Origin of the sequence: Haloplanus sp. GDY1 (assembly GCF_023703775.1) — an archaeon.
GTDB lineage: Archaea > Halobacteriota > Halobacteria > Halobacteriales > Haloferacaceae > Haloplanus > Haloplanus halophilus.
This window is the reverse complement of record NZ_CP098514.1, coordinates 1,090,363-1,104,719: the sequence shown is the minus strand read 5'-3', so window position 1 is coordinate 1,104,719 and position 14,357 is coordinate 1,090,363. Positions and strand designations below refer to the sequence as shown.

Annotated in this window: 15 protein-coding genes; 10 read left to right on the top strand and 5 right to left on the bottom strand. The window is 71.2% G+C overall.

Annotated features, from left to right (window positions below; translation table 11 throughout):
- Positions 1–47: 47 nt before the first annotated feature.
- Genes NBT67_RS05935 through NBT67_RS05925 form a run of 3 tightly spaced genes read left to right on the top strand, consistent with a single transcriptional unit; the run spans position 48 to position 1,739 of the window.
- On the top strand, positions 48–422 hold the full coding sequence (locus NBT67_RS05935; RefSeq protein ID WP_251343906.1) for a YlbF/YmcA family competence regulator: 375 nt from the start codon (positions 48–50) through the stop codon (positions 420–422).
- A 39-nt stretch (positions 423–461) separates the two neighbouring features.
- The gene (locus tag NBT67_RS05930) at positions 462–1,106 is read left to right on the top strand and encodes a MinD/ParA family ATP-binding protein (RefSeq protein WP_251343904.1); all 645 of its coding nucleotides are present in this window, start codon (positions 462–464) and stop codon (positions 1,104–1,106) included.
- Positions 1,107–1,115: 9 nt separating this feature from the next.
- Positions 1,116–1,739 carry an RAD55 family ATPase gene (locus NBT67_RS05925; RefSeq protein WP_251343903.1) on the top strand — a complete coding sequence of 208 codons (624 nt, stop codon included), beginning with the start codon at positions 1,116–1,118 and terminating at the stop codon, positions 1,737–1,739.
- Here NBT67_RS05925 and NBT67_RS05920 read toward each other — a convergent pair.
- Positions 1,736–1,984, bottom strand: a complete 249-nt coding sequence (locus NBT67_RS05920) for a DUF8049 family protein (RefSeq protein ID WP_251343901.1) — start codon at positions 1,982–1,984, stop codon at positions 1,736–1,738. The two genes, NBT67_RS05925 and NBT67_RS05920, sit on opposite strands and share 4 nt — an antisense overlap.
- A 16-nt stretch (positions 1,985–2,000) precedes the next feature.
- Positions 2,001–2,999, bottom strand: coding sequence for an FKBP-type peptidyl-prolyl cis-trans isomerase (locus NBT67_RS05915; protein WP_251343900.1), 999 nt, complete (start codon positions 2,997–2,999; stop codon positions 2,001–2,003).
- Between the two features lie 115 nt (positions 3,000–3,114).
- Between NBT67_RS05915 and cyaB the strand changes: the two genes are divergently transcribed.
- The 4 genes from cyaB to NBT67_RS05895 all read left to right on the top strand — a co-directional run bounded on the left by cyaB (position 3,115) and on the right by NBT67_RS05895 (position 6,669).
- Positions 3,115–3,651, top strand: coding sequence for a class IV adenylate cyclase (cyaB, locus tag NBT67_RS05910; protein ID WP_251343899.1), 537 nt, complete (start codon positions 3,115–3,117; stop codon positions 3,649–3,651).
- A gap of 65 nt (positions 3,652–3,716) precedes the next feature.
- On the top strand, positions 3,717–4,937 hold the full coding sequence (locus NBT67_RS05905; protein WP_251343898.1) for a methionine adenosyltransferase: 1,221 nt from the start codon (positions 3,717–3,719) through the stop codon (positions 4,935–4,937).
- Between the two features lie 45 nt (positions 4,938–4,982).
- Positions 4,983–6,173, top strand: coding sequence for a tRNA sulfurtransferase (locus NBT67_RS05900; protein WP_251343896.1), 1,191 nt, complete (start codon positions 4,983–4,985; stop codon positions 6,171–6,173).
- A 43-nt stretch (positions 6,174–6,216) separates the two neighbouring features.
- Positions 6,217–6,669 carry a DUF5804 family protein gene (locus tag NBT67_RS05895; RefSeq protein ID WP_251343895.1) on the top strand — a complete coding sequence of 151 codons (453 nt, stop codon included), beginning with the start codon at positions 6,217–6,219 and terminating at the stop codon, positions 6,667–6,669.
- Here NBT67_RS05895 and NBT67_RS05890 read toward each other — a convergent pair.
- Positions 6,666–7,556: a PLP-dependent cysteine synthase family protein gene (locus NBT67_RS05890; protein ID WP_251343893.1), complete on the bottom strand. Its 891-nt coding sequence runs from the start codon at positions 7,554–7,556 to the stop codon at positions 6,666–6,668. The two genes, NBT67_RS05895 and NBT67_RS05890, sit on opposite strands and share 4 nt — an antisense overlap.
- A gap of 51 nt (positions 7,557–7,607) precedes the next feature.
- A complete protein-coding gene (gene ligA, locus NBT67_RS05885; RefSeq protein ID WP_251343892.1) occupies positions 7,608–9,650 on the bottom strand; it encodes an NAD-dependent DNA ligase LigA in 2,043 nt (680 codons plus the stop codon).
- A 91-nt stretch (positions 9,651–9,741) separates the two neighbouring features.
- On the opposite strand from ligA, the gene NBT67_RS05880 reads away from it, so the two are divergent.
- Positions 9,742–10,113: a thioredoxin family protein gene (locus tag NBT67_RS05880; RefSeq protein ID WP_251343891.1), complete on the top strand. Its 372-nt coding sequence runs from the start codon at positions 9,742–9,744 to the stop codon at positions 10,111–10,113.
- Here NBT67_RS05880 and NBT67_RS05875 read toward each other — a convergent pair whose 3' ends face one another.
- On the bottom strand, positions 10,114–12,276 hold the full coding sequence (locus NBT67_RS05875; RefSeq protein ID WP_251343890.1) for a thioredoxin domain-containing protein: 2,163 nt from the start codon (positions 12,274–12,276) through the stop codon (positions 10,114–10,116).
- A 117-nt stretch (positions 12,277–12,393) separates the two neighbouring features.
- Here NBT67_RS05875 and NBT67_RS05870 point away from each other — a divergent pair, with 117 nt between their 5' ends.
- Both NBT67_RS05870 and NBT67_RS05865 read left to right on the top strand, forming a co-directional pair.
- Positions 12,394–13,470 (top strand): ATP-binding protein, encoded by a 1,077-nt coding sequence (locus tag NBT67_RS05870; protein ID WP_251343889.1) that lies wholly within the window; start codon positions 12,394–12,396, stop codon positions 13,468–13,470.
- A gap of 31 nt (positions 13,471–13,501) precedes the next feature.
- Positions 13,502–14,344 carry an aldo/keto reductase gene (locus NBT67_RS05865; protein WP_251343888.1) on the top strand — a complete coding sequence of 281 codons (843 nt, stop codon included), beginning with the start codon at positions 13,502–13,504 and terminating at the stop codon, positions 14,342–14,344.
- The last annotated feature ends 13 nt before the right edge of the window (positions 14,345–14,357 follow it).

The window sequence follows — 14,357 nt, the reverse complement described above, 5'->3', positions numbered from 1 at the left end:
CCGGACGAGGGCGGCAAATTGAAGCGAGCGGGTCCACAAGGGAGGGTATGAGTACGACGACGACCCACCTGGAGGAACTGGGGACGGAACTCGGCGAGGCCATCGCGGAGACGCCGGCCTACGAGCGGTTCGAGGAGGCGAAGGAAGCCGTCGAGAACGACCCCGACGCCCAGGAGCGGATCGCCGAGGTCGAACGCCTCCGAGACGAGTTCGTCGCGGCCCGCGAGTCCGGGCAGGCGACGCAGGAACACGTCCAGAAACTCCAGCGGGCACAGAACGACCTCCACTCCATGCCGGTGATGGAGGAGTACCTGAACGCCCAGGAGGCGCTCCAGAGCCAACTGGAGGACGTCAACCGCGCCATCTCGGAGCCGCTTGCCGTCGACTTCGGCGGCGAGGCCGGCGGCTGCTGTCACGACTAGTCCGGACGTTCTTATCCGGGGGCGCGGCCACCCGCCCCCATGCTCGCCATCGCCGGAGGCAAGGGTGGGGTCGGGAAGACGACGACGGCGCTCGGACTGGCCGCGGCGCTCGATCCGCCGGTCGTCGCGGCCGACGCCGACCCGGACATGCCGAACCTGCACGCCCTCGCGGGCGTCGACCGCGACCCGACCCTCGCCGCCCTCGACGACCGCGGCGTCGGCGTCGCCCAGTCCGCCCCCGAGGCGTCCGGCGTGGGCGTCCTCCCCGCGCCCCACGTCGGCGAGGCCGGTGCCGAACCGGACGCGATCGCCCGCACGCTCGACAGGCTGGCCGCCGCCGACCGCCCGGCGGTCGTGGACTGCCCGGGCGGTGCCGGCCCGGACGCCGCCGCTCCGCTTCGCGCGGCCGACGCGGCGCTCCTCGTCACGACGCTGTGTGCGCCGGCGCTCCGCGACGCGGCCAAGACCGCTGCGATGGCCCGCACCCTCGGAACGCCCGTGTGTGGCGTCGTGTTGACCCGCACCCGGTCGGCACCCGACGCGGTGACGGACCTTCTCGACTGTCCGGTGGCGGCGTCGGTCCCCCGTGCCGACCCGCCGGTCCTCGACGACGAGGCCGTTCGGAGCGCCTACCGGCGTCTCGCAACCGCCCTGGGAGAAGACCTATTAGCGTCCCACACGTGACTGGGGACGATGGCCCGGCGTCTCCCGACGGGTATCTCCGTCCTCGACAGGCAACTCGACGGGGGAATCCCCCCCGGGAGCATTCTCCTGTTGAGCGCCGATCCGGCCAGCCAGTCGGAGTCCTTGCTGTACGAGATCGCGGCCGCGCGGGGGACGCTGTACGTGACGACGGTGCGCTCCGAACAGGCGGTCCGCGACGCCATCGAGCGCTACCGCGGCGGCGTCGACCGGCTCTCGGTTCGGGACGCGGGCGATTACCCGCCCATCGACAACGCCACGCGCCTCGTGAAGGACCTCCCCGAGAACGCGAACCTCCTCATCGACGTGGTCGACCCGCTGGAGGACGCCGATCCGACCCGCTATCGGCGCTTCCTCAACGAACTCCAGACCCACATGGTCAACACCGGATCGATCGCCGTGTTGCACGCGATGCACGGCGAGGAGACCCCGAACCGGTCGCTCACGAAACACATGGCCGACGTGGTGTTCGACCTCCGCACCGACACCAGCGGCTCGCAGATCGTCAACCGCCTCGCCATCCCCAAGTTCCGCGGCGGGAGCGCCCTCGAGGAGACGATCAAGCTGAAACTCACCGACGGCGTCACCATCGACACCAGCCGCGACATCGCCTAAACGACGAGGACGGCGGTGGCGAGGGCCACGACGACCGTCGCGAGGCTCCAGAGCCGCGGATCGTCGACGCCGCTGCCCCTGCCGAGAAAGACGTAGCCGAAGTAGACGGCGATCGGGGACAACAGCGGCGTCGGACTGACTGCGACCCCGAGTCCGAACCGGAGCACGACGGGCAGGGCGACGGTGCAGGCCGCCGCGACGGCCGCGACTTGCAGATCCGCGGCGACCGGCTCGGGAACGTCCATGGGGGAAGCGACCGCCTTACTCCTCGATGTCGACGTCCTCGTCGAGTTCCTCGACGATCTCGTCGGCGTCGACGTCGACGTCCTCGAGGGCCTCCTCGACGTCGGCACCGCCGGCACCGCCCATGCCGCCCATCATGCCGCCCATGCCGCCCATCATGCCGCCCGTGCCGTCGATGGTCTCCTGGACGATGACGCGGTCGAGGTCGAGTCGGTCCATGACCTGCTGGGCGATCTGCTGTTTCTGGAAGAGCCACTGCTGGTTCATCGTCATCTGGGGCGTGGCCTCGATGTAGAGCGTGCGCTTCTCGGTCGTCTGGGTCTCGGTCTCGTACTCGGGCTCGTCGCCCTCGGATTCGACTTCGACCCGGACCTCCTCCTCGACCTCGTCGGTCTGGATCCAGACCTCGGGCGCGTGATCGAGGTACATGCCGAGCAGACCCTGGGCCTGCTCCTCGGGGTCGTCGACGACGTCGACGATTTCGTACTCGTATTCGAGGTCCTCGCCGGCGAGCGGGTGGTTGAAGTCGACGCGCGCGCGGCCGCCGATGATCGTCTCGACGTGGCCCTGCTGTCCGTCGACGTTCACGTGGGCGCCGGGGTAGCGGTCGTCCTCGTCGATCTTCTCGGCGCTGACGGTGCGCACGTCGTCGGGATCGAACTCGCCGAAGGCCTCGACGGCGTCGATGTGGACCGTGTTTTCGTCGCCGACCTCCTTGCCGATCAGATCGTCGTCGACGGCCTGAAAGACGTGGCCGGCGCCGATGACGATGGTTCGGGGCTCGAACTCGTGGCCCTCCTCGTCGATGCCGGCCTCCTCGGCGACCTCCTGGCTTGTCGTGTCGACGACCTGTTCGTCGTCGGTCGTCCGGACGGTGTACTCGAGTCGGAGGAAGTCACCCTCCTGCAGGCCGGTCGCCTCCTCGGTCTCGGGCTCGGTTGCAGTCTCCGCGTCGGGGTCATCGGCCGCGTCGGCGTCGACCGGTTCGTCGGTCGATTCGGCCTGTTCGTCACTCATACCACCCACAACTCCCGTGCGACCCTTAAGAATCACGTTTCCCGGCCAGCGGCGGAACCGCCGGCGACGACCCTCGATGACGGGATTTTTCGGGGGCGCGCGAGAGGGGTGGGACATGTACGAGGTCGAACTGAAGGTCCGGGCGTCCCACGAGGCGGTTCGCGAGCGACTGTCGGCGCTGGGCGCCGAGCGCGTCGGGAGCGTCCGACAGGTCGACACCTACTACGACGCCCCCCACCGCGACTTCGCCGAGACCGACGAGGCGCTCCGCATCCGTCGCGAGGCGGACGCCGAGGGATCGACGACCCGCGTCACCTACAAGGGACCGCTCGTCGAGGAGGCCTCGAAGACCCGCCGCGAGGTGGAGACGGGCGTCGACGACGCCGACCGGATGGCCGACATCCTCGATAGCCTCGGCTTCTCCCCGGCCGCCGAGGTGGCGAAATCCCGGGAGCGGTACGCCCTCGACGGCTACACGGTCACGCTGGATTCGGTCGACGGCCTCGGCGAGTTCGTCGAGATCGAGCGCGAGGCGGCCGAGACCGACCTGGAGACGGCCCGCGAGGGCGCGGTCTCCCGCCTCCGTGACCTCGGCCTCGACCCCGACGACGGGATCCGGACCTCCTACCTCGGCCTCCTGCTGGATTCCTAGTGGTAATACTACGCGCTCGAAAGGTTTCCGCAAGTTATAGCACCCGGCGGCGAGAACCCCCGCCGATGAGCGACCGGAACATCCGAATCGAGTCCATCGACCGGCGCGCGGTCGAGGACCAGGAGGTCGAAATCGTCGAGCGGAAGGGGATCGGCCACCCCGACTCCCTCTGTGACGGCATCGCGGAGAGCGTCTCGCGGGCGCTCTCGAACCTCTATCTCGACCGCGTGGGCGAAGTGCTGCACTACAACACCGACGAGACGCAACTGGCCGCGGGCAACGCCGCGCCCGCCTTCGGCGGCGGCGAAATCGTCGAACCGATCTACGTCCTCCTCGTGGGGCGCGCGACCCGACAGTACGTGACCGACGACGGCACCGAACACACCCTCCCCGTCGACTCGGTCGCCCTCTCGGCGGCCCGCGACTACCTCGCCGAGACGGTCCCCGAACTGGAGTTCGGCACCGACGTCGTCGTCGACGTGCGCCTCGGCGAGGGGAGCGGCGACCTCCAGACCGTCTTCGGCGAGGACGGCGCGGCCGTCCCGATGGCCAACGACACGAGTTTCGGCGTCGGCCACGCGCCGCTGACCGAGACCGAGCGGATCGTCCTCGACGCCGAGGAGTACCTCACCGGCCCCTACGCAGCGGAGAACCCCGAACTCGGTCCCGACGTGAAGATCATGGGCAAGCGCGAGGGCGATCACATCGACCTCACGGTCGCCGCGGCCATGATCGACCGCCACGTCCCCGACATGGCGGCCTACCGCGACGCCGTGGCGAAGGTTCGCGAGGCCGTCACCGACCTCGCGGAGTCGTACACCGACCGCTCGGTCGCGGTCGAGGTCAACACCGCCGACGACTACGACGAGGGCGCCATCTACCTCACTACCACGGGCACCAGCGCCGAACAGGGCGACGACGGCTCCGTCGGCCGCGGCAACCGCGCGAACGGCCTCATCACGCCCAACCGGCCGATGAGCATGGAGGCCACGAGCGGCAAGAACCCCGTCAACCACATCGGAAAGATCTACAACCTCCTCAGCACGCGCATCGCTGAGTCCGTCGTCGAGGAGGTCGCCGGCATCCGTGACCTCCGGGTGCGCCTGCTCAGCCAGATCGGCCGTCCCATCGACCGACCGCACGTCGCCGACGCCTTCGTCGTCACCGAGGACGGCGTCGACCTCGGGGACATCGAGGCCGACATCGAGGCCATCGTCGACCGCGAACTCGCCGACGTGACCGACGTGACGCGCTCGGCCATCGAGGGCGACCTCCGCACCTTCTGACGGCGGGACCGAACCACCCTAGTACCCCCACCCCCTACGCTCGCCGTGACCGTGGAGAACGGCACCGCCGACTCGACGCTCGACACCGACGCCGTCCTCGTGAGCTTCGGCGAACTCTCCACGAAGAGCAGCGAGGTTCGGGGGAAGATGACCCGTCGCCTCCGGGACAACGTCGCCGCCCTCCTCGATTCCCGGGGCGTCGACGCGACCGTCGAGCGGACCTGGGCCCGCCTCGTCGTCGACACGCCCGACCCCGAGCGGGCCGCCCGGGTCGCCGCCGACGCGATGGGCGTCGTCTGGGCCCGGCCCTCGGTCTCCGTCGACGCCGACCCCGACGCCGTCGGCGACGCCCTCGCCGCCCTGGCCCGGTCGGCCCCGCCGGTCGACACCTACGCCGTCCGCGCCCGCCGGGTCGGCGACGACGACGCACACGCCTTCTCCAGCCGCGACCTCGAACGCGACGGCGGCCGGGTCGTCGGCGCCGTCACCGACGCGTCGGTCGACCTCGACGACCCCGACCGTACCTACCACGTCGAGGTCCGCGACGACCGCGCCCACGTCGCCGCCGAGAGCGTCCCGGGCCCGGGCGGCCTCCCCCTCGGGTCACAGGCCCCGCTGGTCGCCCTCGTCAGCGGCGGCCACGACTCCCCCGTGGCGGCCTATGAGGCGATGCGCCGCGGGTCGCCGATCGTTCCGGTGTACGTCCGCCTCGGCGTCTACGGCGGCCCCGACCACGAGGCACGCGCGGCGGCCACCGTCTCCCGACTCGCGGCGTACGCACCCAACTTCGACTGCCGCCTCCGGGTCGTCCCCGGCGGCGACCTCGCCGAGCGCCTGGTGGCCGAGGTGGACGACACCCGGATGCTCTCGTGGCGGCGGGCCCTCCTGGCGGTCGGCGAGGCCGTCGCGGACCGGGAGGGGGCCGCGGGCGTCGTCACCGGCGAGGTCGTCGGCCAGAAGTCGAGCCAGACCGCCGCCAACCTCGCGGTCACCGACGCGGCGGTCGACTGCCCCGTCCACCGGCCGCTCCTCACCCGCGACAAGACCGACGTCGTCGAGCAGGCCCGGACCATCGGCACCCACGAGGACTCCGCCATCCCGGTCGGCTGCGAGCGTCTCGATCCGGACACGCCCGCGACGGGGGCGACGCTGGCGGCGGTCGAGGCGGCCGAACCCGACGACCTGCTCGCCCGCGCCGCGGCCGCCGTCGACGACCTGCGAGTCGTCGAGGACTGACGTCGGCGCAATCGCTTTAGGCCCGCCCGCCGACCACACGACCGTGACGCAGGTCTGTCTCGTCGGGGACGCGGACGTCGATCTCCGATACGAACTGCTCTCGCGGGAGACGGCGCGGGCGGCGCTCGCGACCTACGACCTCCGCGAACCGTTCGCCAACTCGGTCGCCGTCGACACCGTCAGCCTCGGCGCCGCCGTCTCCCTGCTGAACGACCTGAACTGGTATCTCGTCCGCTTCGCCGACTGCGCGCTGGTTCGGGAACCCAGCATCTCGACGGAGGAGTGGCTCTCCCGCGACCTCGCCGAGGCGGTTCGCGACGGCGCCCTCGACGCCGACGACACCGCGGAGTTCCTCCGAGTGTACGGCCTGCTCGACGACGAACTCGTCGAACCGATGTACGCCACGCGCGTCGACGGTACCGTCCCCGAGTACGACCTCCGATCCGTCGACGACACCGTCGTCGTCCGCGTCACCGAGGCGGAGTTCGGCGGCTAGTCGAACAGCCCGGTCGACATGTAGCGCTCGCCGCTGTCCCAGAACACCGTGACGACGAGCGGATCGTCGGCGTCCAGTCGCTCGGCGACCCGCTTCGCCCCCAGACTCGACGCGCCGCTCGACTGACCGACCAAAACTCCCTCCTCCCGGGCCAGGCGTCGGCACTCCTCCTCCGCGGCCGACAGCGACACGTCCTCCACGCCGTCGAGGAGGTCGACGTCGACGTTCTCGGCGACGAAGCCCGGCCCCATCCCCTGGAAGTCGTCCTCGCCGGGGTCGCCGCTCAGGAACCGGTTGGTGTCCGGCTGGACCCCCACCACCGTCATCTCGGGGTACGTCTCCCTCAGTCGCCGGCCCGTCCCCGAGATGGTGCCGCCGGTGCCGACGCCACAGACCAGCGCGTCGACGGTTCGGTCGCCCACCTGTTCGACGATCTCCGGCCCGGTCGTCCGGTAGTGGGCCTCGGGGTTCGCGGGGTTCTCGAACTGCCGCATCTGGACCATCCCCTCGGCCGCCAGTTCGTCGGCCCGCGCCTTCGCCTCGTCCATCTCTCCGTCGACGAGTTCCACCTCGGCGCCGTAGGCCGCCATGATCGACCGGCGCTCAGGCGACTTCGAGGACGGCATCACGACCCGCACGTCGTACCCCTTGGCGGCGCCGACGACGGCGAGGCCGATGCCCGTGTTCCCGCTCGTCGGCTCGACGATGGTGTCGCCGGGTTCGAGTTCGCCCGCCTCCTCGGCGGCCTCCACCATCGCCTTCGCCGGGCGGTCCTTCGCGGACCCGCCCGGGTTCTTCGACTCGATTTTCGCCGCCACCGTCGTCCCCGGCGGTGAGTCGATCCGCACCAGGGGCGACCCGATGGCGTCGAGGATGCTGTCGTGCATGGGGGCTCGGTTCGCGTCCGCCGCCTATATCGGTGATGGAAGGCGAACGGGTCAGTCGAGTCGCGACAGGATCCGCTCCTCGAACGCCTCGGGGTCCAGCGTCTCGACCCCCTCCTCCTCGGCCCGCTCTCGCTTTCGCTGCCCGGGGTTCTCGCCGACCACGAGGTAGTCCGTCTCGCCGCTGACCGACGAGGTGACGCTCGCACCGTGGGTCTCCAGCAGCTCCGTCAGCTCCGACCGGGTGTACCCCGGCACCGACCCCGTGAACACGACCGTCAGCCCGTCGAGTTCCGTCCCCCGGTCCCGCCGCTCCGGGGTGACGCCCGCGTCCAGCAGTCGCTCGACCGTCTCGACGTTCGCCTCGGCGTCGAAGTGGGAGACGACGGCCTCGGCCACCTCCGGCCCGACGTCCTCGACGGTCAGCAGGTCGTCGACGCTCGCGTCCATCAGGTCGTCGAGCGAGAAGGCGGCCGCGAGCGCCCGCGCCCGCTCGCTCCCGACGTGACGGATGCCGAGCGCGTAGACGAAGGTCCCGAGGTCCACGTCCTTGCTCGCCTCGAGTCCGGCCAGCAAGTTCTCCGCGGATCGCTCGCCCCAGCCGTCGAGCGCCGCCAGGTCGTCGGCGTCCAGGCGATAGAGGTCCGCCAGCGACTCGACCAGCCCCGACTCGACCAACTGGTCGGCGGCCTCCGTGCCCACGCCCTCGACGTCCATCGCGTCCCGCGAGCAGAAGTGCCGGAGGCTGCGGCGCAACTGGGCGGGACACGACGCGTTCGTACAGTAGTGGTGTTCTCCCTCCTGCACGACCGTCCCGTCGCAGACGGGACAGGTCTCGGGCATGGTGAAGTCGTCGTCCGCCCCGCCCCCCTCCACCACCTCGACCACCTCGGGGATCACGTCCCCCGCCCGCTCGATTCGCACCGTCGACCCCTCGCGAACCCCCAGTTCGCGGATCTGTGCGGCGTTGTGGAGCGTCGCGCGGCTGATCGTGACGCCCTGCAGGTCGACGGGGTCGAGCAGGGCGACCGGCGTGAGCTTCCCCGTCCGCCCCACCTGCACGACGATGCGCTCGACGGTCGTCTCGCCCGTTCTGGCGGGGAACTTGTAGGCGAAGGCCCACCGCGGGTGGCGGGCGGTCGAGCCCAGTTCCTCCCGCTTCTCGAAGTCGACCACCTTGGCGACGACGCCGTCGACTTCGTACTCCAGGTCGTCGCGTGCGGCCACGAGGCGGTCGCGGTAGTCGATCACCGCCTCCACGTCGTCGACGACGGTCGTCCGGTCGTTGACGCGGAAGCCGAGGTCACGGAGCAGGTCGAACGCCTCGGTCTGTGCGGTGAGCGTCGCGGAGGTGTCGATCACGTCGTAGAAGAAGACGTCCAGCGGGCGGTCGGCGACCGTCCCGGGATCGAGGAGGCGGACCGTGCCCGCCGCCGCGTTCCGGGGGTTGGCGAAGGGCTCCTCGCCGCGCTCGATCCGCCGCTCGTTCAGCGCCTGGAACCCCGACCGGGGCATGTACACCTCGCCGCGGACGGCCAGGAAGTCGGGGGCGTCGGACAGGTGCAGCGGGACGCTCCCGATGGTGCGGACGTTCGCGGAGACGTCCTCGCCCTCCTGCCCGTCGCCGCGGGTGACCGCCCGCTCGAAGGCGCCGTCCTCGTACACCACCTCGACGGAGAAGCCGTCGAACTTCGGCTCCGCCGAGTAGGCGACGTCGCCGACGGCGTCGCGGATGCGGCGGTCGAACTCGCGGATCTCCGCCGCGTCGCCCGAGGACTGCAGGCTCAACAGGGGCGCGACGTGTTCGACCGTCTCCAGTTCGTCGAGCGGTTCGCCGCCCACCCGCCGGGTCGGCGAGTTCTCGTCGTCGAGGTCGAACGCCTCCTCCAGCGCCGCCAGCCGGTCGAACAGCGCGTCGTAAGTGCGGTCGGCGACGACGGGGTCGTTCGCCACGTAGTAGCGGTAGTCGTGGTATTCGAGCGCCTCGCGCAGGTCGCGGACCTGCTCGCGGGCCGCCGCCTCGCTCAGGTCCTCGACGGGGCTGAACGACGTGTTCGGGTCGCGAACGTACGGGTTGTCGTCGGGTTCCTCGACCATCTCGCTGTCCGCACACGGGAGCCCCGGGTACGAATAGCCAGCGGCTCGACCGCCTGCAACAGTTAAATCCGTGGACGGGGTACCGACACCCATGTCCATGGAGACGATGCAGCCGACCGCGGAGTGGGACGGCGACGCCGACGTACGCGAGGCCCTCGGCCGCGACGGCCTGACGTACAAGGTCTGGGGTGCGGACTGGTGTGGCGACTGTCGGGAGCAGTTGCCCGCCTTCGCCGCCGCCCTCGACGCCGCGGGCGTCCCGGCCGACCGGATCGAACAGTACCCCGTCGACGACGACAAGCGCGGCGAGGGCGTCGACGAGTACGGCGTCGAGTTCATCCCCACCGTCGTCGTCGAGCGCGACGGGGCGGAAATCGCCCGGTTCGTCGAGGAGGAACCGGTGTCGATCGCCGAGTACCTCGCCGACCGGCTCGCGGAACGCGACGAGCGGGCGCAGGCGTAGCTACGGCTCCGACAGCCAGTCCAGCGCCGCGTCGAGGTCCGTCCGCGGCGGCGAACAGGAGAAGTCCCGGCAGGCGTACGCCGTCGGCTCGCCGCCCTCGGCGTCGCGGTTCGCCCAGATGGGCGGCACCTCGTCGACGCCGAGAGCGTCGAGCCACGCGTCGAGGTCGGCGTCGTCGGCCGGCCGCGGCGCGATCACGCCCGTCGGGAGCGGCGTCTCGGCCAGCGTCTCCCGCCACGACGCCGGCACCTCGTCGGCCGCGAGCGTCAGTTCGACCGGGCCGCGCGCGTGGGCGTCGGCCGCCAGCACGAGCGACGCGTGTTCGAGCGGGCTCCCACGAATCCGGTCGGCGTGGGTCGACAGCAGGCGCTCGGTCATCCCCGCGAAGTCCTCCTGCGGGGCGAAGAGGTCGAGGTCCTCGAACAGGGTGGCGGCGACGCCGAGACTCGACGGCGTGGACTGGTCGGTCAGTTCCTGCGGGCGGGTCACCAGCCCCTCGCCGCTCGCGGGCGTGTAGTAGCACGTCCCCGCCTCCGCGTCCCAGAACTCCTCGCGGATCACGCGAGCGAGGTCGAGCGCGAACGCGAGGTGGTCGACCTCCCCGGTCACCTGATAGCAGTCGAAGGCTCCCCTCGCGAGGAAGGCGTAGTCGTCGAGGTAGCCGTCGACCCGGACGTCGCCGTCCTTGAATCGCCGGGAGAGGCGTCGCTCGTCCGCGTCCCAGAGGTGCTCGCGGACGAACCCGAGCGCGTCGGTGGCCGTGCCCGCGAGCGCCGGATCGAGGACCCGCGCCCCGGCGGCGACCGCCGAGATGGCGAGGCCGTTCCACCCCGCGAGCACCTTCTCGTCGCGGGCCGGCCGGGGGCGCTCGGACCGGGCCGCGAACGCGCGGTCCCGGGCGCCCATCAGGACCCGCTTCACCGTCCCCTCGTCGAGGTCGTACGCCTGGGCGAGGTCCGCGTAACTCGCCGACACCGTGAGGACCGTCGTCCCGCGTTCGAAGTTGCCGCCGGACTCGACGCCGTACCGATCGCGGAACAGGTCGGCGGCCGTCCCGGCGTCGACGCCGTCGATGTCGTCGCCCGCGACCGCCGCCTCGACCTCCTCGGGCGTCCAGACGTAGAACGCACCCTCCTCGTCCTCGGCGTCCGCCTCGTCCGTCCGGGAGGCGGGCGGTCGGCTCTGGGCGTCGAGCGTGCTGTAGAAGCCGCCCGACGGATGCTGGAGTTCCCGCTCGAGGAAGGCGATCGTCTCCGCGGCGACGCGTGCGTAGCGGTCGGCCCCCGTCGCCTGCGCGGCCAGCAGGTACACCCGGGGTAGCTCCGCGTTGTCGTAGAGCATCTTCTCGAAGTGGGGGATCGTCCACTCCCGGTCGGTGGCGTAGCGGTGGAAACCGCCGCCGACGTGGTCGTAGAGGCCGCCGGCCGCCATGGCGTCCAGCGCCTCGGTCGCCACTTCGCGACACCCCTCGTCGCCGTCGAGCGTCGCCGCCCGGAGCAGGAGGTCCAGCCGGCGGGGCTGGGGGAACTTCGGGCCGCCGGAGCCGAAGCCGCCGTGTTCGCGGTCCGCGCTCCGGATCACCGCCGCCGTCGCCGAGCCCAGCAGCTCCGACTCCGGGGGGTCGCCCGGGCTCTCCGGCGTCGACTCCAGTTCGTCCGTGATGGCCGCCGTCCACTGCTCGGCCCGGTTCTCGATCTCCTCGCGTTCCTCCTCCCACGACCGCGAGACGTCCTTCAGCAGCTGGAGGAACCCCGGCCGGCCGCGCTGTGGCTCCCGCGGGAAGTACGTCCCGACGTAGAAGGGCTTGCCCTCGGGCGTGAGAAAGACCGAGAGCGGCCACCCGCCGCCCCCCGACACCAATTGGCAGATGGTCTGGTAGACGCTGTCCACGTCCGGGCGCTCCTCTCGGTCCACCTTGATCGGGACGAACTCCTCGTTGAGCACCTCGGCGACCGCCTCGTCCTGGAAGCTCTCGTCCTCCATCACGTGACACCAGTGACAGGCGGCGTAGCCCACCGAGAGGAAGATGGGCACGTCGTGTTCCCGGGCCGCGTCGAGGGCCGCCTCGTCCCAGGGCTGCCAGTTGACCGGGTTGTCGGCGTGCTGTTCGAGATACGGGCTGGCCTCCTCGTCGAGACGGTTCCGACGCGTCGGCGTCGTCATGCCCCCCGGTTCGGTGCCCAGACAGGTAAACCCAACAGAACCCGCTCGGCAGCGTCGACCGACCGCGGGCTGGCGGAATCGGGCAACCGTTTTGTAGGTGGTTTCCGATGCGTGGGTATGGATGGTTCTGCGTGGCAGCGGTCGCTCGCCCCCCACGCTCCGTCGCTGATCGTCGTCCTCGCGCTCGCCGTCGCCGTCGTCTCCCTCGCCAGCTTCCTCGACACCGTCGGGACGCTCGGGCTGGGCGTCTTCCCCGTGCTCTCGCTTCTGCTCTGTCTCTCCCTGGCGGCCGGGCTGCTCGGACTCGCCCGCTGGCTGTCGACGTGTGACCTCCCCGTCGAGGACACCTGGTCCGTGGTTCGCTGGTGTCTCGGCGGGATGGGCGGTTTCGGCGCGCTCTCGGCGCTGACCGTCGCCATCCGCCTCCTCGAAGGCCGCGCCGTCGGGGGGGCCGCGCTGGGGGTCATCGTCGTCGGCGCCGGCGGCGGCATCGGCGGCGGCGTGGCCGGGATCTACTACGCCCGGGCGAACCGCGCGGCCCGCGAGGCCGACCACCGACGGGACGCCCTCGTCTTCCTGAACAGCCACCTCCGGCACAACGTGTTGAACGCCACGCAGGTCATTCAGGGGTACGCGTCGCTGCTCGCCGAGCGAACCGACGGCGCCGACGAGCATCTCGTCCCGATCCGGCGACGGAGCGACGCCATCGCGTCGCTGATCGAGGACGTCAAACGCCTCTCCGACGTGTTCTCCGGCGAGCACGAACCGACGTCGATGAACGTCTCGCCCGTCCTCCTGCGGGCCGTCGACGAGGCTCGGGAGGCCCATCCGGAGGCGACCTTCGAGGTGGACGTCGGGCCGGAACTGGACGTGATGGCCACCGACGCCGTCTCGGCCGTCTTCGCCAACCTCCTGCGAAACGCGGTCCAGCACCACGACCGGGCGGAGCCGACGGTGCGGATCACCGCCGAGCACGACGGCCGAACCGTCTCCGTGATCGTCGCCGACGACGGCCCCGGCATCCGCGACGAGGTGAAGGCCGACCTGTTCGAGTCGTCCATCGGGTCCGGCGAGGGGCGCGGCATCGCCCTCGTGAAGACGCTGATGAACCACTACGGCGGCGACGTGGCGGTGCGTGACAACGATCCCCGCGGGACCGAAGTGATCGTCGAGTTTCGGCGACCGCCGCGGTGACTATACCCCGCTGGGGGGCCAACCCCTCGCCATGCGACCGCTCGACGACACCTGTGACACGTTCGACATCGGCGGCGACCTCACCGTCCACCGTCTCGGCTTCGGCGCGATGCGGCTCACCGGCCCCGGGATCATCGGGCCGCCGGACGACCCCGGCGCGGCCCGGCGTCTCCTCCACCGGGCGGTCGAACTCGGCGTCGACTTCGTCGACACCGCGGACTCGTACGGCCCGGGAACGAGCGAGCGCCTGCTCCGCGAGGCCGGCACGCCCGAGGATGCCGTCGTCGCCACCAAGGGCGGCCTCCTGCGCTCGCCCGACGGCGACTGGCTCCGCCGCGGCGACCCCGACTACCTCCGGAACGCCGCGCTCTGCAGTCTGGACCGTCTGGGCGTCGAGACCATCGACCTGTACCAGTACCACGCGCCCGATCCGGAGGTCCCCATCGAGGAGTCGATGCACGCCCTCGCCGACCTCGTGGACCGCGGCCTCGTGGAACACGTCGGCGTGAGCAACGTCTCCGTCGAGCAACTCGACCGCGCCCGCGACGTCGTCGACGTCGCGACGGTACAGAACGAGTACAGCGTCGCCGACCGCACCCACGACGACGTGCTGTCGGCCTGCGAGGACGCGGACATCGGGTTCGTCCCCTACTTCCCGCTCGGCGGCGGCGACCTGGGGACGGCGGCGGCACTCGACGACGTGGCCGCGGCCCACGACGCGACGCGCCGGCAGGTCGCGCTCGCGTGGCTGCTCGAACGCTCGCCGGTCGTCCTCCCCATCCCCGGCACGTCGAGCGTCGACCACCTCGAAGCCAACGTCGCCGCCGCGGACCTCGACCTCACGGACGACGAGATGGCGCGGCTGTCGGCGTAATCGACCGGTTGCG